The organism is Bacillus sp. GMa5/1, from assembly GCF_050172015.1.
GTDB lineage: Bacteria > Bacillota > Bacilli > Bacillales > Bacillaceae_G > Bacillus_A > Bacillus_A cereus.
In genome coordinates, this window is record NZ_JBNLYC010000078.1 from 1 (window position 1) to 20,745 (window position 20,745).

Consider the following 20,745-nt stretch of genomic DNA (forward strand, 5'->3'; position numbering starts at 1 on the left):
GATTTTGTAAGGGAAAGGAACTGTGTATGAATAAGCAAAGAATTTATAGTATAGTAGCAATTCTGCTATTTGTTGTAGGTGGCGTGTTAATTGGAAAGCCATTTTATGATGGATATCAGGCTGAAAAGAAACAGACTGAAAATGTGCAGGCTGTTCAAAAGATGGATTATGAAAAGCATGAGACGGAATTTGTAGATGCTTCCAAAATTAATCAACCAGACTTGGCGGAAGTAGCGAATGCATCATTAGATAAGAAACAAGTAATTGGTCGTATTTCGATTCCAAGTGTTTCAGTAGAACTGCCTGTTTTAAAAGCTTCTACTGAAAAAAACTTATTATCAGGTGCAGCGACAGTAAAAGAGAATCAAGTTATGGGAAAAGGAAATTACGCATTAGCAGGACATAATATGTCTAAAAAAGGTGTTTTATTTAGTGATATAGCTTCTTTGAAAAAAGGCGATAAAATTTATTTGTATGACAATGAAAATGAATATGAGTATGCGGTTACTGGTGTATCTGAAGTGACTCCTGATAAGTGGGAAGTTGTAGAGGATCATGGGAAAGATGAGATAACGCTTATTACATGTGTATCTGTAAAGGACAATTCTAAGCGTTATGTTGTTGCTGGTGATTTAGTAGGAACGAAGGCGAAGAAGTAAAAAAGAAGGGGAACTCTTTAAAGAGTTCCCCTTCTTTTTTACTAATGTTGAGAAATAATAGAATATTTCGGTTTGTATTTAATTATTCTTCTATTTATGTATAATAAATTTAGAATTCTATATTTTGGGAGGAACAAGAGTGAGACAACAGGTGAAGAAACTTCTTTTAACAACGAGTATAGCGTTATTGGTAGCTCCAATTTCAGCTTATGCGCATCCAGGGCGTACAGATGCTAATGGCGGACATACGTGTCGTACAAATTGTGAGAAGTGGGGATTACAGTACGGGGAATATCATTATCACAATAAACCAGCTTCTAGTAGTGGCGCAACGAGCCCAGCTCCTAGTCAGAATAATAATAGTGCTGTAGAAGCTGAGAGACAAGCAGAAGCACAGCGCAATACTGAGGCTGAAAAACAACGTGCTGCAGAAGCACAGCGTAAAGCTGAAGAAGAGAGACAACGTGTAGCCGAGGAACAAAGAAAAGCTGAAGAGGCACGTAAGCAAGAGGAAGCGCAGCGCCAAGCTGATATGGAAAAAGGTCAACTTGAAGGTCAAAAGAATGGAGAAACTGATTTTAAAGCAGGAAAAAATGATGCAGAAGTGCATGTAGCTGGAAAATCTGATGCATATAAACAAGCGTTTAAAGCGACTTATGTAGCCGCATGGTCTTTAGAAGAGCAGAAGAAAACGCATTTTGAAAAAGGAAAAGAACAAGGTTTAGCACAAGAGACAATGGACGATAGTCAAGTTGCTCCAGAGTTTAAGGTAAACTTTGCAGACGGATTCAAAGTAGGGAATAAAGAAAGAACAGAAAAAATTGAAAAAGAGCAAGCTAAATTAGGGGAAAAGACAGGGAAAGAACTAGCTGAAAAGAATCCTGGAAATAGAGAGAAAGAAGTATACGTGAAGGCATATGAAACAGCGTATGAAAAAGGCTATAAGTCTACAAAAAAGGCAGTAGAAAAGGCTGGCTATAAGTATGCATTTGAAAACTATGATTTAAAAGTTCCTGCTAAGTATGAACGAAATGAATTGTTAAAGAAATGGTTTACTGAAGGATTTAAATCGAATAAAAAAGCAGCGGAAATTCGAGAAGAAGGGTATAAAAAAGGAGACAGCTGGTTCTCATTCTTCTATAAGAGTTTCGTACCAAGTGAATATAAAGAACATAAAGAGCTGTACGAACAAGCAATAGAAAAAGGTAAAACAGCATAAAAAAGATGAGGAGAAATTCCTCATCTTTTTTAATCCATCCATTTCACTAATTTCTTAGAAATTAATAATAAAACACAGCCTAATACAATTGCTACAGCGCCAATAACTGTGAATACTTCAGCGTATCCAAGTGAAGTTGTGAAGCTTGCAAGTTGTCCGCCTAAAATGTTGGCGATACCTGAACTTGCTAGCCATACACCCATTAATAAAGATGCTAATTTTACCGGAGCAAGCGCACTAACCATTGATAGTCCGACAGGTGATAAGAATAGCTCACCTAACGTATGGAAAAGATACGTAAAGACGATAAACAGTAAGTTTGCTTTTTCTGTAATGTTATGTTCATCACTACCTGTTTTTAATGTAGCGATAACGAGAATGATATAACCGATACCGAGTAAGATCATACCAAGTCCCATTTTAGTTGGGATTTTTAAATCACCCTGCTTGCGAGTTGCAAGTTTTGCCCATAATGCAGAAATGACTGGAGCAAGTAAAATAATAAATAATGGATTGACCGATTGGAACCAAGATGTTGGAACTTCCCATCCGAACACAGAGCGGTCTACAAATTTGTTTGTATATAATGTTAATGAGCTACCAGCTTGTTCAAAGCCAGCCCAGAAGAAGACAACGAAGCATGTTAAAATGACGATAACTGCGGTACGTTGTTTTTCTTTTTTTGTTAACGGTGTATCTCCTACCGATGGTTGTCCAGCAGCTGTTTGTAAATCACGAGTTGGTTTTTTACCGATATTACCAAGGAAGCGATTTGATAGTGTTGTAAATAAAATTTGTCCAATGATCATTCCGATTGAAGCGGCTAAGAAACCGTAACGGAATCCGTAATGTACAACGCCATCAACTGTTGTTTTGAATAAATTTTCTGATAAAAATCCGCAAACGAGTGGAGCTAAAAATGACCCGACGTTAATACCCATATAGAAAATGGTAAATGCACTATCACGTTTTGGATCGTTCTCTTCGTATAATTCTCCAACCAGTGTAGAGATGTTCGGTTTGAAGAATCCGTTACCTATAATAATAAGCGCTAATCCGAGGTATAGGCCTAATTGGTTTTGCAAGGCAAATAGTGTAAGGTTACCGATTGCCATTGTTATACCACCAATTGTGATTGCTTTTCGTCTACCTAGAAAACGGTCTGTTAAGTAGCCACCAATCATTGGTGTGAAATAACAGGCTCCAGTATAAAATCCGTAAATAGAGAGTGCCCATGCGGGACTAAACCCAAGACCACCGCTTACTAAAGCTGTCGTTAAATATAATGTTAATAATCCTCGTAATCCATAGTAACTAAATCTTTCCCACATTTCTGTAAAGAAGAGTAAGTATAAACCTGGAGGATGTTTCTTTTTTCTTTGTTGTTCTCTTTCTAGTTGTATCGCTGATTCCATGTTATTTTCCTCCTGACACAAACAAAAACAAAGTTAATAATTTTGTACATTTAATATTTTACCTTATTAACTATTATAAGTCAATAAAGGTTGATTTTTCAGAAGAAATTGGAAAAGAGGAATAGCTATAGAATGGGTGTTTCTTTTGTGATAGACTATGGACTATGTTTTCTTTGTAAGGAAGCGGGTTATTGTACTTTTTATATGTGAAATTGATTTCATAAAAGATGAAATTAAAGAAGGAGAAAGAAATGAAATTGTTACAGAAAAAAGAAATTTTACTTATTAGCCTTATGTTATTCTCTATGTTCTTTGGAGCAGGGAATCTGATATTTCCACCTTTCCTTGGATATGAAGCAGGAGAACATGTTTGGATTTCATTAGTAGGATTTATTATATCAGCAACAGGTCTTCCTATATTAGGTGTTATCTCCATTGCAAAAGCAGGAAGTTTTCAAACGTTAGCGGGTAGGGTTCATTCTTCATTTGCAATTATTTTTCCATGTATCGTGTATGTATTTATTGGACCTGGGCTTGGTATACCACGTGCGGGAAGTTTAGCTTTTGAAATGGGGCCAGGTCAGTTATTCCCTGAAGCAGGAAACGGATTATTGTTGTTTTACACAGTTATTTTCTTTAGTATTGTTTACTGGTTAAGTTTATCCCCATCTAAATTAATGGGGTTGTTTGGAAAAGTCTTGACGCCGTTATTATTATGTATGATTGCACTCATTTTTATAAAGAGTATGTTTACAACGGTAGGAGATATGAAAGAACCAATAGGGAACTATGGACAAGCTCCTATGTTTCAAGGGTTTTTAGATGGATATTTAACAATGGATGCGTTAGCTGCTTTAATCTTTGGAATTGTTATTGCAAATGCATTACGTGCAAAGGGTATTGAAGATGATAAAGGTTTAGCGAAATATATGAGTATTGCTGGCATTGGGGCAGGATTATTATTATCGATTATTTATGTCATCCTTGGATATGTGGGGGCAATTAGTGGCTCATTAGGAACATTCGATAACGGTGCGAAAGTGTTAGCACAAGTTATGATTACATTATTTGGACAGGGCGGAGTCGTTTTATTAGGTCTTATTTTTACTATCGCGTGTTTATGTGTTTCAATTGGACTTGTTACGTCTTGTAGTCAATTTTTTGCGAGTGCATTTCCGAAAGTATCTTATAAATTGTGGGCATTTATAGTAAGCGTTGTTAGTATGATTTTAGCTAATTTAGGGTTAACGCAAATTTTAAAAGTATCAGTACCAATTCTTGGATTTATTTATCCAATTGCGTTAACGCTTATTATTCTAGGGTTATTCCATCAGTATATTGGAAAGTATGCATACGTATATGCAGTAACTGTTTTGGTTGTAGCGATATTTAGTGCAATTGATATTTTAAATAAAAATGTAATGATGAATCAGTGGACGTCAGCATTAAAATACATCCCGTTTTATACAGAAGGTGTTGGGTGGATTGTTCCAGCTATTGTAGGCATGTGTCTTGGTTTTATCGTTAGCATTTTTCTAAATAAGAATAAATGAGTAAAAAGGTGTTTTCCTATTTTGGGAAGACACCTTTCTTTTTTTGGAAAAATACTATTGAAAATGAATAGACTAAGAGTATGATAAAGATAATTGGTAATATATAGGTTTAATGAGAGTTACGAATAAGGGGGGAGCGTATGAAGAAGGATTTGGATAAGAAAATAGAAGCACTCGAAACGGCAATTGAAACAATTCAAGAAGCACTTGCTGAATTAAAAGTAAAGCAAAGGGAAATAGAAGTAGAAAACGCTCAGCAACGTGTTAGTAAGAACAAGAAAGAATATATTGAAACGATAATGGAGGAAAAGCCAAAAGAAGAAATAGTTAAGATAAAAGAGCCTTTGCAAGAACGTCAGGTAAAACAAGTAGATATATCTGCTTTTAAACCAGAGCCATTTAATATTATTAAGTTTTGTCAAACATGGTTACCGCGTGTATTTGTCGGTATTATGTTGCTTGGAGTGATCTGGTTATTTAAAGCAGGGGTAGATGCTGGCTTATTAACACCAGCGATACGAATTGTGTTTGGTATCGTATTATCTATCGGATTGTATTATATAGGAGATATTCAAATTAAAAGAGAGCGGCAGGCGTTAGGGTTAGTATTAGCTGGAGGAAGTATTACCGGGATTGTTCTAACAACGTTTGCAGCACATTATTTATATGGATTTATTCCGGCAAGTGTCGCGTTTCTCTGTAATATTGCATGGGTTATTTTAGGTATTTATTTAGCGAAAAGATATCAATCGGAATATCTCACTATTTTCGTAGCGGTCGGAGCGTTCTTCGTACCATTCTTGTTAAATAGTACGACTCCTAATCCTTATATTTTCTTTGGATATGAGACAGTATTAACACTTAGTTTATTATGGTATGCGTTGAAAAATCGTTATAAATACTTATATATGATTTCTTACGCTGTTGCTGCCATTGTCCTTTTCGTTTTCTTTGCTGTTATGTCAATGTTAGTAGAGAACTTGCAAATACAGTTAACGATTGTATATGGTTTGATTCATTTACTATTATTTTGGCATATGTTTACGGAGAGAAGTTTTATATTAGAACCACGTTTGGCGATATTTAGTGCAAATGCAGTGTTCTTTATACTAGCTATTTCAAAAATACCTGATTTTACAACATGGGGATTAATTATTAGTGCAATCGTGCATGCCGCTATGTTCGTATTTGAATATAGGAAAAATAGACATTCTACATTTACAAATCTCTTATTTGGTTTCGTAATGGGAGCATTTAGTTTAGCAATTTTATATGAGTATAGTTTAGTGAATGCAGCGATTGTACTATTATTACAAGGTTTCCTCGGCATGGTCACTTCTATTAAAGTAAAACAACAGATAAAATTGTATGTTAGTGCGACGGTTTACGCAATTGGAATGATACAGACTATTTTTAGCCCGTTTGATCAATTTATTTCGGCAGGCTTTGTTGCTCATCTTATTTTAATAGGAACGTTCTATTATTGCATGAGAGAAGCGAAAGAAGTATTAGCGAGCTTCGGCAAATATATGTATTCTATAGTGCTCTATTGGTTTATGATAATTGTATTTATTACAATTACGAGAATCGGTGAAGTTTTATCTACAGATGGAAGCGTAATTAGTGTATCAGTATCGTTATTATGGATGGTATATGCATTATTTGCGGTTTGGTTTGGAAGAAATAGAAATATGAATGAAATATTATATGCTGGTTTAGTCGTTTTAGTCGTAACGGTAGGGAAGTTATTCTTACTTGACTTACCAGAGGTATCGATGATGATTAGGGCAGTGTTATTCCTAATCGTCGGTAGTATAGGTATCGTTATTTCAAGAATGTTTTTCTCGAAGGAAGAGAAGTGAGAAGAAGGCAATCCATGTATGGATTGCCTTTTTTATTATTTCTTATTAATTGTTACAGTTTCATTATATTTCGTTGTTGTATTTTGGCGTAGACGAAGCGTTGCTTGTCCAATTGTATTTGAATCAATCTGTACATTTACAACTTTCTCAGCAGAGCCTAAGCTGTTTGTTGTGAAAGAAAATGCACTACTATATCCAAAAGTAGATGGCCAAGTGCCGTTTGCATTTTGTACTTTAGCCACTTGTGTTCCTCCAGTAGTGAAGATACCTAAAGAATAGTTGTTATAAGTTGTATTAGGTAGTAAGTTGTTTACTTGAATCTTCATTTGGAAAATTTCATTGTTTGGTAGAATGCTAGGGTGTGTAACGACGTAGTCGCTTGTTGTTACCGCACCATTATAACCGTATGAACCTGGTTTGAAAGTATTTGTATTAAACCATTGATAACCTGCATTTGGTGCACCCCAAGGTTCAGGTTGTGGTTCTGTTGATAAGCTTGGCTGTTCAAATGTCTGTAGAGCTGTAGGTGAATCAAGTTGTAAACCATTTACTTGATCTAAACTTGTAAATGTCTCTTTATTCGATAACCAATTTACGATGTTTTCTAATAAGATAGCATCGTTTTCTTCTTTATAACCATCGTAAGTTTTCTTTGTTTGGCCAGAATCTTCACGAACGTACTTTGGCGTAGCATCTTCAACAGGAGAAGAGTCACCAATAAAGGCAGCTTTTCCAAGTCCTACTTTTGCAATTGCAGCATATGGGCCTTCTGCAATACCACCGCCATTATAAACGCCACTATCAACAGCGTTATTCCATTTTGATGGATTTTCTGGAAGGTAAACAAGTCCTTTTGCTAGTTTTGGGTTTGTAATTGCTAGAGTAGAACCAGCATGCATTGCTACAGACGAAACACCTTTTGTAATTCCGAAAGATTGTTCAGGTGATACAATTGTTTTCGCTGAAACATCACCAAGTGCATTGTAGCGGAAGCGAATACCGAAGTTGTCAGAGAGCCAATCAGAGCTTTCTACTCCTTGCATAGCTTGTGAATTTGCTTCTTCATTAGACATTCCTTTTGCTGGATTATCCCAAGCACCGCGTCTATATCCATTAAATACTTCAGAAGAGTCCCAGCGATTTTTATTACGATCTGCATTGTAATGATCAGCAATAAAGAAGATACTACCACCATTTTTTACATATTGTAACATAGCGTCCTGCTCAGATTTTTTGTAAGGAATATTAGCTTCTGGAACGATAAATACATTGTAATCTTTTAAATCTTCGTACGTAATAGGTGTTGATTTACGAAGTTCCTTTACGTGATATCCGTTTTTTGCAATGCCGTTTCCGAAGTCAGAAAAGCCGCCGTCAATAACCCAGTCAGCTGTCCCAGCAGTTTGACCGTGTGTATTATCAAATAATACTTTCTTCCCATTGTTTTGATTTACAACTTTTGCAGCAATTTCAGGAGCTGGGTCTACAGAGCTTTCGGCATAAGTAGACGGTATGAACGAGGTCCCTATACTTAGTGTAATTGCTGTTGCTAAAGAAAATGTAATCCATTTTTTATTCTTCATAGAAGAATCCCCCTAATAATAAATATATGTGCTTTAATAATGTAATTTATTTTTCTGTAAAAATAAAGACGGAAAACATAAAAAATATTAAAAAATTGTAAAAATACCGTGAATTTTGTTGAGAAATATTTATATAGATATAAAAACATCCCTTCCAAGTAATAAGGAAGGGATGTTTTGCTTAACTAATTTTTGAGTTAGGTGTTTCATCAATCTTATGAAACCCTTTCATGTAATATACGATTGCTAAGCCGATAAGCCAAATTGGGCCGACAATCAATGCAATTCGTGTATCTTCTGAATACGCCATTATACATAAGACTAGTGCAAGGAAGGCAAGTGAGAAATATGAGCTTAATGGGTATAAAGGCATTTTATATGATAACTTTTGTTTATTTTGAGTAGGCAAGCTTTTACGGAATTTAATTTGAGCGACTAATATAATGCCCCAAGTCCAAATTGCACCGAAAGTTGAAATGCTAGTAAGCCATGTAAATACCTTTGCAGGTACAAGATAGTTTAATATAACACCAATTAGTAAAACGATAGCAGTTGCTACAATTCCTTGGCTTGGAATGCCATTTTTATTTAAACGACCAAATCTTTCAGGAGCTTTTTTCTGCTGAGCTAATGTATATAGCATACGGCCTGTACTAAATAAACCACCGTTACAAGAAGAAAGAGCTGCTGTTAATACGACAAAGTTAATAATACCTGCTGCTTTTGCGATACCAATTTGCTGGAATGTTAATACGAATGGACTGCCTTTCTCACCAAGTTCGTTCCATGGATAAATTGCCATCATAACGAATAATGCCCCAACGTAAAAGAGTAGAATTCTCCAAAATACGTTATCAATTGCCTTTGCGAGTGTTTTCTTCGGATTTTGAGCCTCACCAGCTGTAACACCGATTAATTCAACGCCTAAATAAGCGAATAGTACCATCTGCATGGAGAGTAGTAACCCAGAAAATCCATTTGGGAACCAGCCACCATGTGACCAAAGATTTGAAATACCAGTAGCGATACCACCGTTTCCGAATCCGAATAAAATAATACCAGCTCCGACTACTATCATACAGATAATTGTGACAATTTTAATGAGAGCAAACCAAAACTCAAGTTCTCCAAATACTTTTACCGATAAGAAGTTAAAAGCGCTCATTAATAATAGAGCAAGTAATGCCCAAGTCCAGCGCGGGATATCAGGGAACCAGTACTGCATGTAAATGCCAGCTGCTGTAATTTCAGCCATACAAGTAACAACCCATAAGAACCAGTAATTCCAACCAGTAATATAACCAGCGAGTGGTCCAATATAATCATATGCATATTTACTAAAAGAACCAGCAACAGGTTGTTCAATTGCCATTTCCCCAAGCGCTCGCATAATGAAAAAAATAACGAGACCGGCAATCATATAGCCTAGCAAAATAGAAGGACCTGCTAGTTTAATGGCGGAAGCGGATCCTAAAAATAGCCCAACGCCAATAGCTGAGCCCAGTGACATTAAAGTAATATGTCGTTCTTTTAAACCACGATTTAAAGTTCCAGATTTGTTTGTGTGCTGCATAAGAAGAATCCCCCTTGTAGAGTGAACGATATTTGAATGCGTTTACTAAATATTTAACTATTTCAAATTATAAAACATTTCTATCTGTTATGCTACAAAAATAATCATAATGAACTGTACTACATCTGTACTTGTCAGACTTAAACTTAAAATTCGAACTATTAGGGAATATATTGACCCTTCTTTTTATTGATTGTTAAGATTAAGTATTATATTTTCTCGCATACTAGTAAGAAAAAGAATGTGTGATAATAATTCAGGTGTAGGAAGGGTACATAAGCATGTTTCAATTACAAAAATATAACACTTCTGTGAAGCAAGAGTTTTTAGCTGGCATCACAACTTTTTTTACATTTGCGTATATTCTTGTCATCAATCCAAAAATATTATCTGATGCAGGTGTACCATTTGACCAAGCGTTTACAGCAACAATTATTGCAACCGTTGTTGGAACAGTAGGTATGGCGATTTTCGCGAATTACCCGATTGTTATTGCTCCAGCTATGGGAATGAATGCATATTTTGCTTATTCTGTTGTACAGAAGGCAGAAGGGATTACATATGTAGTTGCCTTTTCAGCTGTATTTGTAACGGGGATTATTTTTCTTTTATTATCTTTTACTTCGTTTAGGCAAAAGTTAATTTTAGCAATTCCTGATAGTTTAAAGCATGCAATTGCAGGTGGAATTGGACTATTTATTGCTTTTATTGGATTGCGCCTTTCTGGAATTATCGTGGGTCATCCGTCTAATTTAGTTACGATTGGTGATTTTCATTCTCCAGCTGTTATTTTAACTTTAATTGGTTTAATATTAGCGGCGGTATTAATGACATTGCGTGTGAGCGGTGCATTATTTATTAGTATGATTGTGACAGGAATTATTGCCTTCTTTACAGGGCAATTGAAGTTTGCTGATAAAATTGTGGCGATGCCTCATTTACCAGAGGGTATCATCGTTTCAAACCCAATCAATGCCTTTTCAGATGTAATTGAATACGGATTATACGGCGTTGTATTTTCATTTTTACTTGTACTTTTATTCGATACAACAGGTGCATTACTCGGTTTAATTAAACAAGCAGGTTTAATTACAGACAATACAGAGAAGCGTTTTGGTAAAGCGTTTATTGCAGATGCAATTGGCGGGACTACAGGTTCTATCTTTGGAACAAGCCCAACAGCAGCGACGATTGAATCGTCAGCAGGTATTGCTGCAGGTGGTAAAACTGGATTAACAGGGATTGTAGTTGTTGGTCTAACAATTATAACGGCATTTTTTAGTCCTGTTATTGCTTCTTTATCAAGTGTAGCCGCTATTACAGCTCCTTCATTAATTATAGTAGGTAGTTTAATGGCACAAAGCATTCGAGATATTAATTGGAATGAATTTGAAGATGCGTTACCAGCATTTTTAATTTTTATAGGTATTCCGTTAACATCTAGTATTGCAAATGGAATCGCAATTGGATTTTTAGTATATCCAGTCTTGAAAATTGTGAAGGGTAAAGGGATGGAAGTACATCCATTACTATACTTATTTGCATTCTTATTTGGATGTCATTTATTCTTATAATATAAATATAGGAGAGGGCCTTCTTATGGGAGGCTCCCTTTTTGTGTATAATAAAGTGAAACTATAGGCAGTAGGGGATATCCTCACTGTGTATTAGCCCGCACCAATTGGGATAAGGTGAAAACTTAATTGGTTTCGTAAAATATAAATTATATAATGCAATATATATGTTACAATAAAGGTGGAGGAGGAACATGAATGGCTGTAAGTAAAATAAAAGTCGCGCGTGTTCAGTTAGATTTAACACAGCAACAATTAGCAGAAAAAGTAGGCGTTACAAGGCAAACGATTAGTTTAATTGAGAAGGGGAAATACAATCCATCTTTAGATTTATGTTTAAAAATTTGTTATGCAGTAGATAAAACGTTGAATGATTTGTTTTGGGAGGAAAAGGAGTGGTAGGATGAAAATCGTGAAAGATGAACGTTTAATGATTGAAGGGTTAAAACATATTAGATTAGCTTTCATCTTACAAAATATCGTCATACTAGCTATCGTCTTTTACCGCTATGTCTTGCAAGGGGCAGGATATGAAAGTGTTTCGGATTTATTAATGGTATTTATGGGCGGGATAATAATTATTAACTTTTTAAATCTGAAAAATTCAGTGGAAGTGTATGAGCATACGGGCGGAGTGTCGCGTCGTTATTTTATGAAGCTATTATTCATTCCGGTGGGTATTATTATTGGGATTTTAGCTATTTGTATCGTTGTAACACCAGATATTTCGATAAAGGAAATTAGTATGACAGGACTTATTATGTTTGCTTGTTTTTTAGTTCCTAGTTTGTTTATATACATATATATGAAAAAAATAAAAAGAGAAGATTGAAATATAAGAAAGGCTTTCCCGTATTGAGGAAAGCTTTTCTTATATCTTTTTATACAAAACTTTATGAAGGCCAATTGGTTCAATTTCAAAAATTTCACCATGCTCCTGAAAGCCTAATCGCTTGTAATAGTCAGCTACAGTAATTCGGCCATTACACCATAACATATTTGCTTGACGCTCTTGTAAGATTTGTTCTGCATTCTGAATTAAGGAGCTTCCAGCGTGGTTGTTTCGAAACTCAGGTAATGTGGCCATTCCTCGTAGACGATAATGAATACCGGCTGGTAGGTCAGGGTATATTTCTTTTGAGAAGGAAGCGATACTAATTAGTTCATCGTTTATAAATGCGCCTAAGTGGAAGGTGTCTGTTTCATAATCGGAAGGATATTTACAATCTGCTAATGTTTGATTGGGGCGTAAAATTTTTTGACGTAATACGTAAGTTTCAGATCCCTCAATATTTTTCACGATAATCATATTAACATCCTTTCTTATAAGGCCTTTTCTGTTAATTGTATAAAGAAATAAGCAGGTGCGGCGAGAAGTCCGAGTATGCTAGCAGTTCCGAGAAGGAGTGAAAGTAGGAGGCAAGAATATTTTATTCCATTCGATTTTTTCCATCCGTAACTACAAATCTCAATACTAACACCGATGAGAATAATGGCAACGAGTATTTCTGCTAATAATAAAAGAGCTAAAGTTACAATAGACATAATGTGATCCATCCTCATAATATGTGATAGTAACATTTTACCATATGAAGTTAAAAAAATGCCCCTCAATTATGTGAGGGGCATTTTTTTACTCTAATATGTTTTTTAGTGTATCGATATGTTCTTTTGAACCTGTTACAAGTAATGTGTCACCGTGTTGTAGTCTTGTATCACCATGTGGTATTAATGCTTTGTTACCGCGGTAGATTTGAATGACAAGTACATCACCTAAAAACGGGAGGCGGCGAAGCGCAACGCCGTTATATTTATTGCTGCGCAGTTCAACTTCACGTACTGTTTCGTTTGCTGTTGTAATTAAGCGAACGAGACTAGGTTTATCAATAAGTGCACGTAATAAAATACGTGTAGAGTTAATTGTTGAGAATACAGCGATATGTTCTTGCGTTGCTTTTTCTTGTAGAAGTGGATCTTCTACACTTGCAATAACATGTTCAACACCTAGCTCTTTTGCATGTTCTGCCAATAATAAGTTTTGTTCATCATCGCTTGTTGCAACAACGACGCGATCTGCATCAAATGCTGTTTGTTCAGTTAATGATGCGATTGTGATGTCATCTAATTTCACGATAGGGAAGTCATGTGATTTCGCTTCTTCATCATTTATTTTGTTTTGACGCATCATATATAGCGTTACGTCATAATCTTCTCGTTTTAAATCTAGTGATAACGGAAGGGTAATTCTGCTCGCGCCAATAATAGCTACTTTTGGTTTTGGTGTTTCTACTTTTGGGAACATTTTTTTAAACAATATAGGTGCAAAAATACAAGTAATAACTGCGCTTAAAATAAGAGAGGCAGATAAACTTGGACTGATGATCTCCAGTTTTTCACCAATTTGTGCAGCCGCAATAACTAAAGAAAGTGTCGATGTTAATAAGATTGCACTTCCAAGTACGATATTACGTGGATACCATTTTCTTAAGACGAGTGATGGTAAGAGTTTCGAAATAAAGAGTCCTACAATTAAGATTGGAATCATTAGCATGCTAGAAGGTTCTTTGAAAATAGACCACACCTCTAGATTTACACCAACCATTACGAAGAAAATAGGGATGAAGAAACCATAGCCGATAGAATCAAGTTTTTCCACCATATCTTCATTTGGTGATAATAACGATACAAGTACACCTGCTAAGAAGGCACCTAAAATATTTTCTGCTCCAACAGATTCCGATAACCCAACTAAGATTAAAATGAGTGCAAAAACAGCTCGTGTATCAATTTGTACACTACCAGCTTTTAAACTATCTAAGTATGGAATGTTTTTAAAGCGTTTTGCAATAAAGTAAATGACAATACCGGCACCGAATAGAATAAGTAAGAGCCACATACTTTGACCGCTTTCGGAATTTAATCCGACGAAAACAGCGAGTAAAATCATTGTAACTAAGTCTGCGATAACAGCAACTAATAAAATGATTTGTCCGATTGCAGTTTTTCCTAGGTTGTTTTCTTTTAATGTTGGTACAACAACACCTAAAGAAATAGTTGAAATAATTAAAGTCATGAACATTGCATTATCTACAAATCCTAGCCATACGAATAGTAATGATAGGGCATAAGATAAGATGAAAATAAATAAGAAGATAATGCTTGCTACTTGAAATGTATTTGGCTCGTTTGTCGTATTTTTTTTCCCTTTTTGTTTAAAGATAGAAAAATCAATTTCTAAACCGCTTAAGAACATGAGGAAGATAAATCCTAATGTTGATAAAACTTGAAGCCATATATCTGGCTCAATAATATTAAACCCACTTTTACCTACAAAGATTCCTGCAATAATTTCTGCAACGACAACAGGAAGTGCTTTTAATTTAAAGCGTTGTAACAAAAGGGGAACGAAAAACGCGATTGCAACGACAACCATAAGTGATAGAACAGAAGTATGATGTTCCATTGCGTTCTCTCCCTTCAAATAAATATAGTACCTATTTAGCCATATAATAGGTAGAAAAGCAACGCATATGGATTCGATTTCATAAAGAAAGATTTTTCTTAACATTTGTCATAATAAGTATATTTTTCATGATTCTGTTGTTAATTCCGTAATGTGGATGTAATAGGGGAGGGGATAAAAAAAAGACTGCTGAGGAATCTCAGCAGTCTTTTTCATGTACATTACATTGAGAAGAAGATCCATACAGTTAAACCAACTGTTGCAGTTGCAACGAAGAAACTGTATATCATTGTAAGAATTTGAACTCTTCCTTCTCCTTCTTTTAAATGCATGAACATAATTAATTGTAACAATGCTTGCGCAACAGCCATTATGATAATAGTTGTTAAGACTGTTGAAAGTGGCAATGTTGTGTAAAGTGCCACGTATAACGCTAGAAACGTTAATGCAAGCGATAAAATAAATCCGAAAACGTGTGACCAAGGGAATCCGCTATGCGCATGCCCGTTTGCTTGATTGTTGTTTTGAGCCATTTACGCCACCATCCCGTTCAAGTAAACTAGTGTGTAAATAAAGACCCAAACTAGATCAAGGAAATGCCAGTATAAGCTGATAATGAATACTTTACGAGCTGTAACTGGTGTTAAACCTCGTTTTAAAATTTGGATAATAACACAAGTTGCCCAAATGATACCGCCTGTTACGTGAGCTCCGTGCGTTCCAAGAAGAACGAAGAATCCAGATAAGAAAGCACTTGTTTGAATTGTTGCGCCTTCACCAATGTACATAATGAACTCTTCGATCTCAAAGAATAGGAAACCTGCACCTAAAAGTAATGTAAGGACGAACCATCCAAGCATCGCTTTTTGGTTATGCTTACGCATTTCATGAATTACGATACCGCATGTAAAACTACTTGTTAAAAGTAGTAATGTTTGAATTAAAAGCGTTTTAAGTTCAAACAATTGCGCTGGTGTTGGGCCATCTGCCGTACGACCAGCAAGGACTAGATAAGAGGCGAAAAGTGTTGCGAACAGCATAATTTCAGCCCCAAGAAAAATCCAGAATCCTAGGATATTCAATCTGCTTTGTTCGGATTGATATTCCAAAGGTAAGCTTTTATCTAAAGCCGCCATGTCATTTCACCTCTCATGCTATATGTTCTGTTTTTTTAATTTCATCAACACTGATATAGTAACCTTCATCATAATCGAATGAACGATAGATTAAGCAAGCTAAAATACCAACTCCACCGATTGCTGCAAGCCAGAACCAGCTAAATACTAATGCGAAACCTGCAAGACCGAAGAATCCAGACGCAATAATAGGCACACCAGAGTTACTTGGCATGTGAATTGGTTTGATATCTTCTGCTGCTGGTGTAACTGTTTCTCCGCGTTTTTTCATGTACCAGAAAGCATCAGCTTCTTTAATTTCAGGAAGCTTCGCGAAGTTGTAATGTTGTACAGGAGAGTGAGTTGCCCATTCAAGTGTACGACCATCCCATGGATCTCCAGTTGTGTCACGTTCACCGTGACGTGCACTCCAAATTACGTTGTAGCAAAGAAGTAGGAAGCCGATACCCATCATTACCGCACCAACAGATGCGATTTGGTTTAGCCATCCCCATCCAAGACTTTCAGAGTAAGTGTACATACGACGAGTCATACCGTCTAAACCTAAGAAGTACATTGGGAAGAAACAGATGTTGAATCCGCTCATAAAGATCCAGAATGTCCATTTACCTAGGCGTTCATTTAACATATGACCAGTCATTTTTGGATACCAGAATGTGAATCCAGCAAGCATAGCGAATACTGTACCTGCGATTAATACGTAGTGGAAGTGAGCGATTAGGAAGTAGCTGTTATGGTACTGATAATCAGCTGCTGCCATACCAAGCATAACCCCTGTAACCCCACCGACTACGAAGTTTGGAATAAATGCCAATGACCAAAGCATTGGAACTGTAAAACGAATACGTCCTTTATACAGTGTAAACAACCAGTTAAAGATCTTAACACCGGTTGGAATCGAAATCGCCATTGTCGAAATCGAGAAGAATGAGTTAACTGCTGGACCTGCACCCATCGTGAAGAAGTGGTGAAGCCATACGACGAAACTTAGTAAAGAAATTGCAACCATTGAGTATACCATCGCACTGTAACCGAATAGACGTTTACGTGAGAATGTACTAATGATTTCAGAGAAAATACCGAATGCCGGTAAAATAACGATATATACTTCAGGGTGACCCCATACCCAGAACAGGTTGGCCCATAACATCGGCATACCGCCGCTCGCCATCGTAAAGAAGTGAGCATCGAATAGACGGTCAAATGTCATTAATGCAAGAGCAACTGTTAATACTGGGAAAGCGAAAATAATGATAATTGTTGTAATTAAGATTGACCAAGTAAACATTGGCATTCTCATTAAAGTCATACCAGGTGTACGCATTTTTAAGATAGTAACAAGGAAGTTAATACCGGTCATTAGCGTACCGAGACCTGAAATCTGTAATGCAATTGCGTAGTAGTTATTTCCTACGCCCGAAGTAAACTCTGTACCTGCCATTGGGAAGTAAGAAGTCCACCCAGCGTCTGGAGAACCACCAATTACGAAAGCGATGTTGAATAACATTGCTCCGACAAAGAATAACCAGAAACTTAAAGCATTTAAGAACGGATATGCAACGTCACGAGCACCAATTTGTAATGGTACTACAAGGTTCATTAATCCCATAACGAATGGCATTGCCATGAAAAGAATCATTACTGTACCATGTGTTGTAAAGATCCCGTTATAGTGTTCAGCGTTTAAATAAGTTGTTTCTGGGAATGTTAATTGTGCACGGATCATTAAACCATCCATACCACCACGGAATAACATGATAACCGCAGAAATAATATACATAGCTCCGATTTTTTTATGGTCAACAGTTGTTAACCATTCGTCCCAAAGCCATTTCCATTTTTTATACTTTGTTAGTACGAAAATGATTGCTAATGTCACAAGAACGATAGAAGCGTCTGCACCGTAAATAATCGGATCACCTGTGACAAAGAATTCATCAAGCTTCACTGTGTTCACTCCAATCTGTTGGAATTATAGCTATTATTTTTTGTTTTTGTAGTAGTTGTAATCACAATATTCAAGTGATTTTGGATCAACATAACTTAAGTGGTGACTAGAGAATGTCATACGACCAACTACACCAGGTTTAACAATTTCGTTGTACTTAGCTTCTGTTAGTTTAGGAGCAGTTTCTTGTACTTCTTTAACCCACTTGTCATATTTCTCTTTAGTTTTTGCTTCAACTTCGAACTCCATGTGAGTGAATCCTTCACCAGAGAAGTTCGCGCTACGGCCTAGGTAAGAACCTGGCTTATCAGCTTGTAAATAAAGGTCCATAATCATGCCATCCATTGTGTACTTCATACCACCAAGTTCTGGTACCCAGAAAGCATTCATTGGGCCGACAGAAGTCAGTTTGAATTGAATTGGTACACCAGCTGGGATGTTTAAATAGTTAACGGTTTCAATTTTTTCCTCTGGGTAACTGAATAACCATTTCCAGTTTGCAGATGTAACATAAATCTCCACTGGTTTAATATGTTCGGACTCTTTCGGAACCTCTTCCGAAGCATAAGTTGCTTTTACTGTTGGAATCGATAATGCGATAACGATAATAACAGGAACAAGCGTCCAAATGATTTCTAATAATGTGTTACCGTGTTGTTCAGGTGGCTCATAGTCCATATTCTCTGGTTTTTCACGATAACGAATCAAGATGACTGTAAACAAGATGAATACAATTGCGATAATTAATGACATAAGCAAGAATGACCAAACAATTAAATCATACTGTGCTTTTGCAACAGGTCCTTGCGGATTTAATACTGCGAGTTTTTTATCACAGCCACCGAGGAACAGAAGTAATGATAACGGAAGAAGCGAAGCCAACTTCCAAAACGCTTTCTTTAGTTGCACGATTGAAAATCTCCTTTCTCCTTGGATTGAAACTATGCCAATAAAACAATATAAACCTATTAATTTATAGAAGGCAATAGTTTTTGATATATTGTTAAAAAATAGACACAAATGCACACTTTTTAAGGTGAATATCATTTGTAACTTGATTACATTGTAAACTATTTTCCAGAGAAAAACGTGATTGTGAAAATTTTAAGATAAATAAAGTTATACCAGGATATCCAAGAAATAGAAAAAAGCTATCTTATGATAAGAAAGATAGCTGAATATTTTGTATATTTAGTTTATTTCTTGTGTGACAGTTCGTGGCTGTTCAAGTGTGACAATTTTTTTATATTTAACTTGGTATAAAATGTAACAAATAATCATAAATGGAATGCCGCAATAAAGAGCAATTCTTTGATCTGGAATGAAAGCCAAACTAACAAATGTAATGAAATTGAGCGAGAACGCTACGATTGGAACGAGTGGATAGAGCGGTGTACGATATTTTAAATCATTTATGTCGCCACCATTTTTCACGAAATTTCTACGGAAGAAAAACTGTGAAGCGGCGATTGACATCCAAACTACAACGGCAGCCATTGCTGCAATAGATGTTAAAACTAGAAAGACAGTATCTGCCGCAAATACACTTGTTAGTAAGGACAGGCTAGCGAAAATCAGGCTGAAAATTAATGCATTTAGCGGTACACCTTTTTTAGTTAATTTCGTAAATGCTGGACTTGCCATTCCTTGTTTTGCCATCGCCCACAGCATACGAGAATTTGCGTATAGACCAGAGTTAGCAACGGATAATACAGCTGTAATAATAACAAAGTTCATAATGTCTGCTGCATATGGGACACCGGCTACATCAAATACAAGTACAAAGGGACTTTCGACTAGATTAGCCTCTTGCCATGGGAGTAAACCTACAACAACTGATATCGCTAAGACGAAGAAGAAGAGAGTTCGCCAAATTGTATTTTTTATTGCTTTTGGAATTGTTTTTTCAGGATTTTCACTTTCTCCTGAAGCGATTCCAATTAATTCTGTTCCTTGGAAGGAGTAATTTACTGTAATCATCGTAAGAAGAACAGCTAATGCACCGTTTGGAAATAGCCCACCATTTTCAGTGAAATTATGAAGCATTGGAGCTGGCTTTCCATTGAAGTCTAGTAGACCGAACATAACAGCACCACCAAGCACGATGAAAATAACAATTGTCGCGACTTTTACACTTGCGAACCAAAACTCTGCTTCTGCATATGCTTTTGCTGATAAAGCGTTTACAAGGAAGAGTGCTGCTGCAAATGTAACGCACCAAATCCAGGAAGAAACGTCTGGAAACCAGCGTTTCATTAAAATACTTACAGTTGTTAACTCCACGCCAACTGTAACAGCCCAATTTAACCAATACATCCAACCAACAACAAATCCAAAACCAGGTGAAATGAATTTGCTTGCATAACTTTGGAATGAACCTGCTTCTGGCATAGCAACGGATAATTCACCAAGACATAACATCGTTAAATACATAACAAATCCACCGACTAAAAATGCAAGAATAGCACCACCAGGTCCGGCATTATGGACAATTTGACCAGATCCCATAAATAGCCCGGTTCCGATAACACCGCCGAGTGCAATCATAAATAGGTGTCTACTTTTCATTGTTCGTTTTAAATCTGTTTGTTCAATTTGTTGATTCATATGCCCTCACCCCGTATTTTCTTGAATATGTGAACTTCGTTTTATTCTGAGTTTTTAATCATTAGTGGGGGATGCAACACACACTCGGTTTATTTGCTATGAAATGAATGGAGTATGTAAAAAAACGAACTATGACTAAATACTCTAAGAATG

18 protein-coding genes are annotated in these 20,745 nt (G+C 36.2%); 7 read left to right on the forward strand and 11 right to left on the reverse strand.

What is annotated here, in order from left to right:
- Positions 1 to 26: 26 nt before the first annotated feature.
- Positions 27 to 659, forward strand: coding sequence for a class A sortase (locus tag ACQGSG_RS17720; protein ID WP_001041724.1), 633 nt, complete (start codon positions 27 to 29; stop codon positions 657 to 659).
- Between the two features lie 139 nt (positions 660 to 798).
- On the forward strand, positions 799 to 1,878 hold the full coding sequence (locus ACQGSG_RS17725; RefSeq protein WP_048568083.1) for a YHYH domain-containing protein: 1,080 nt from the start codon (positions 799 to 801) through the stop codon (positions 1,876 to 1,878).
- Positions 1,879 to 1,907: 29 nt separating this feature from the next.
- Here the strand turns inward: ACQGSG_RS17725 and ACQGSG_RS17730 are convergent, their stop codons facing one another.
- Complete coding sequence (locus tag ACQGSG_RS17730) at positions 1,908 to 3,293, reverse strand: peptide MFS transporter (protein ID WP_000443143.1); 1,386 nt, start codon at positions 3,291 to 3,293, stop codon at positions 1,908 to 1,910.
- Between the two features lie 251 nt (positions 3,294 to 3,544).
- On the opposite strand from ACQGSG_RS17730, the gene brnQ1 reads away from it, so the two are divergent.
- Positions 3,545 to 4,846: a branched-chain amino acid transport system II carrier protein BrnQ1 gene (gene brnQ1 / locus ACQGSG_RS17735; RefSeq protein WP_000771689.1), complete on the forward strand. Its 1,302-nt coding sequence runs from the start codon at positions 3,545 to 3,547 to the stop codon at positions 4,844 to 4,846.
- Positions 4,847 to 4,986: 140 nt separating this feature from the next.
- Positions 4,987 to 6,708, forward strand: coding sequence for a DUF2339 domain-containing protein (locus ACQGSG_RS17740; protein WP_098877485.1), 1,722 nt, complete (start codon positions 4,987 to 4,989; stop codon positions 6,706 to 6,708).
- 35 nt (positions 6,709 to 6,743) lie between these two features.
- On the opposite strand, the gene ACQGSG_RS17745 is transcribed toward ACQGSG_RS17740, so the two are convergent.
- Together ACQGSG_RS17745 and ACQGSG_RS17750 are read right to left on the reverse strand one after the other, a co-directional pair.
- Complete coding sequence (locus ACQGSG_RS17745) at positions 6,744 to 8,291, reverse strand: DNA-binding protein (RefSeq protein WP_000791508.1); 1,548 nt, start codon at positions 8,289 to 8,291, stop codon at positions 6,744 to 6,746.
- A 181-nt stretch (positions 8,292 to 8,472) separates the two neighbouring features.
- Positions 8,473 to 9,864, reverse strand: coding sequence for an amino acid permease (locus ACQGSG_RS17750; RefSeq protein WP_001164895.1), 1,392 nt, complete (start codon positions 9,862 to 9,864; stop codon positions 8,473 to 8,475).
- 281 nt (positions 9,865 to 10,145) lie between these two features.
- On the opposite strand from ACQGSG_RS17750, the gene ACQGSG_RS17755 reads away from it, so the two are divergent.
- The 3 genes from ACQGSG_RS17755 (at position 10,146) to ACQGSG_RS17765 (ending at position 12,270) form a co-directional block, all read left to right on the forward strand.
- Positions 10,146 to 11,438 carry an NCS2 family permease gene (locus ACQGSG_RS17755; RefSeq protein WP_000487197.1) on the forward strand — a complete coding sequence of 431 codons (1,293 nt, stop codon included), beginning with the start codon at positions 10,146 to 10,148 and terminating at the stop codon, positions 11,436 to 11,438.
- 198 nt (positions 11,439 to 11,636) lie between these two features.
- Positions 11,637 to 11,840, forward strand: a complete 204-nt coding sequence (locus ACQGSG_RS17760; protein WP_000301183.1) for a helix-turn-helix transcriptional regulator — start codon at positions 11,637 to 11,639, stop codon at positions 11,838 to 11,840.
- Position 11,841: 1 nt separating this feature from the next.
- Entirely contained in the window at positions 11,842 to 12,270 is a 429-nt protein-coding gene (locus ACQGSG_RS17765; RefSeq protein ID WP_000706629.1) for a hypothetical protein, read from the forward strand.
- A 39-nt stretch (positions 12,271 to 12,309) separates the two neighbouring features.
- Here ACQGSG_RS17765 and ACQGSG_RS17770 read toward each other — a convergent pair whose 3' ends face one another.
- The 8 genes from ACQGSG_RS17770 to ACQGSG_RS17805 form a co-directional block, all read right to left on the reverse strand.
- Positions 12,310 to 12,747 carry a GNAT family N-acetyltransferase gene (locus ACQGSG_RS17770; protein ID WP_000587679.1) on the reverse strand — a complete coding sequence of 146 codons (438 nt, stop codon included), beginning with the start codon at positions 12,745 to 12,747 and terminating at the stop codon, positions 12,310 to 12,312.
- Positions 12,748 to 12,761: 14 nt separating this feature from the next.
- Complete coding sequence (locus tag ACQGSG_RS17775; RefSeq protein ID WP_044129536.1) at positions 12,762 to 13,019, reverse strand: DUF4022 family protein; 258 nt, start codon at positions 13,017 to 13,019, stop codon at positions 12,762 to 12,764.
- Between the two features lie 52 nt (positions 13,020 to 13,071).
- Complete coding sequence (locus ACQGSG_RS17780) at positions 13,072 to 14,901, reverse strand: monovalent cation:proton antiporter family protein (RefSeq protein WP_000399972.1); 1,830 nt, start codon at positions 14,899 to 14,901, stop codon at positions 13,072 to 13,074.
- Positions 14,902 to 15,122: 221 nt separating this feature from the next.
- Positions 15,123 to 15,434, reverse strand: coding sequence for a cytochrome aa3 quinol oxidase subunit IV (gene qoxD, locus ACQGSG_RS17785; protein ID WP_000068425.1), 312 nt, complete (start codon positions 15,432 to 15,434; stop codon positions 15,123 to 15,125).
- On the reverse strand, positions 15,435 to 16,037 hold the full coding sequence (qoxC, locus tag ACQGSG_RS17790; protein WP_000729318.1) for a cytochrome aa3 quinol oxidase subunit III: 603 nt from the start codon (positions 16,035 to 16,037) through the stop codon (positions 15,435 to 15,437).
- A 13-nt stretch (positions 16,038 to 16,050) separates the two neighbouring features.
- A complete protein-coding gene (qoxB, locus tag ACQGSG_RS17795; RefSeq protein WP_000762367.1) occupies positions 16,051 to 17,985 on the reverse strand; it encodes a cytochrome aa3 quinol oxidase subunit I in 1,935 nt (644 codons plus the stop codon).
- A 33-nt stretch (positions 17,986 to 18,018) separates the two neighbouring features.
- A complete protein-coding gene (locus tag ACQGSG_RS17800; RefSeq protein ID WP_001176162.1) occupies positions 18,019 to 18,894 on the reverse strand; it encodes a cytochrome aa3 quinol oxidase subunit II in 876 nt (291 codons plus the stop codon).
- Between the two features lie 282 nt (positions 18,895 to 19,176).
- Complete coding sequence (locus ACQGSG_RS17805; protein ID WP_001075749.1) at positions 19,177 to 20,592, reverse strand: amino acid permease; 1,416 nt, start codon at positions 20,590 to 20,592, stop codon at positions 19,177 to 19,179.
- Between the last annotated feature and the right edge of the window lie 153 nt (positions 20,593 to 20,745).

Excerpts from the sequence above, each read along its gene's own strand:
- ACQGSG_RS17805 (WP_001075749.1), bottom strand. The coding sequence starts at position 20,592 with ATGAATCAACAAATTGAACAAACAGATTTAAAACGAACAATGAAAAGT.
- ACQGSG_RS17720 (WP_001041724.1), top strand. The coding sequence starts at position 27 with ATGAATAAGCAAAGAATTTATAGTATAGTAGCAATTCTGCTATTTGTT.
- ACQGSG_RS17750 (WP_001164895.1), bottom strand. The coding sequence starts at position 9,864 with ATGCAGCACACAAACAAATCTGGAACTTTAAATCGTGGTTTAAAAGAA.
- ACQGSG_RS17775 (WP_044129536.1), bottom strand. The coding sequence starts at position 13,019 with ATGTTACTATCACATATTATGAGGATGGATCACATTATGTCTATTGTA.
- ACQGSG_RS17770 (WP_000587679.1), bottom strand. The coding sequence starts at position 12,747 with ATGATTATCGTGAAAAATATTGAGGGATCTGAAACTTACGTATTACGT.
- ACQGSG_RS17765 (WP_000706629.1), top strand. The coding sequence starts at position 11,842 with ATGAAAATCGTGAAAGATGAACGTTTAATGATTGAAGGGTTAAAACAT.
- ACQGSG_RS17755 (WP_000487197.1), top strand. The coding sequence starts at position 10,146 with ATGTTTCAATTACAAAAATATAACACTTCTGTGAAGCAAGAGTTTTTA.
- brnQ1 (WP_000771689.1), top strand. The coding sequence starts at position 3,545 with ATGAAATTGTTACAGAAAAAAGAAATTTTACTTATTAGCCTTATGTTA.
- ACQGSG_RS17780 (WP_000399972.1), bottom strand. The coding sequence starts at position 14,901 with ATGGAACATCATACTTCTGTTCTATCACTTATGGTTGTCGTTGCAATC.
- ACQGSG_RS17740 (WP_098877485.1), top strand. The coding sequence starts at position 4,987 with ATGAAGAAGGATTTGGATAAGAAAATAGAAGCACTCGAAACGGCAATT.
- qoxC (WP_000729318.1), bottom strand. The coding sequence starts at position 16,037 with ATGGCGGCTTTAGATAAAAGCTTACCTTTGGAATATCAATCCGAACAA.
- qoxD (WP_000068425.1), bottom strand. The coding sequence starts at position 15,434 with ATGGCTCAAAACAACAATCAAGCAAACGGGCATGCGCATAGCGGATTC.
- ACQGSG_RS17730 (WP_000443143.1), bottom strand. The coding sequence starts at position 3,293 with ATGGAATCAGCGATACAACTAGAAAGAGAACAACAAAGAAAAAAGAAA.
- ACQGSG_RS17745 (WP_000791508.1), bottom strand. The coding sequence starts at position 8,291 with ATGAAGAATAAAAAATGGATTACATTTTCTTTAGCAACAGCAATTACA.
- ACQGSG_RS17760 (WP_000301183.1), top strand. The coding sequence starts at position 11,637 with ATGGCTGTAAGTAAAATAAAAGTCGCGCGTGTTCAGTTAGATTTAACA.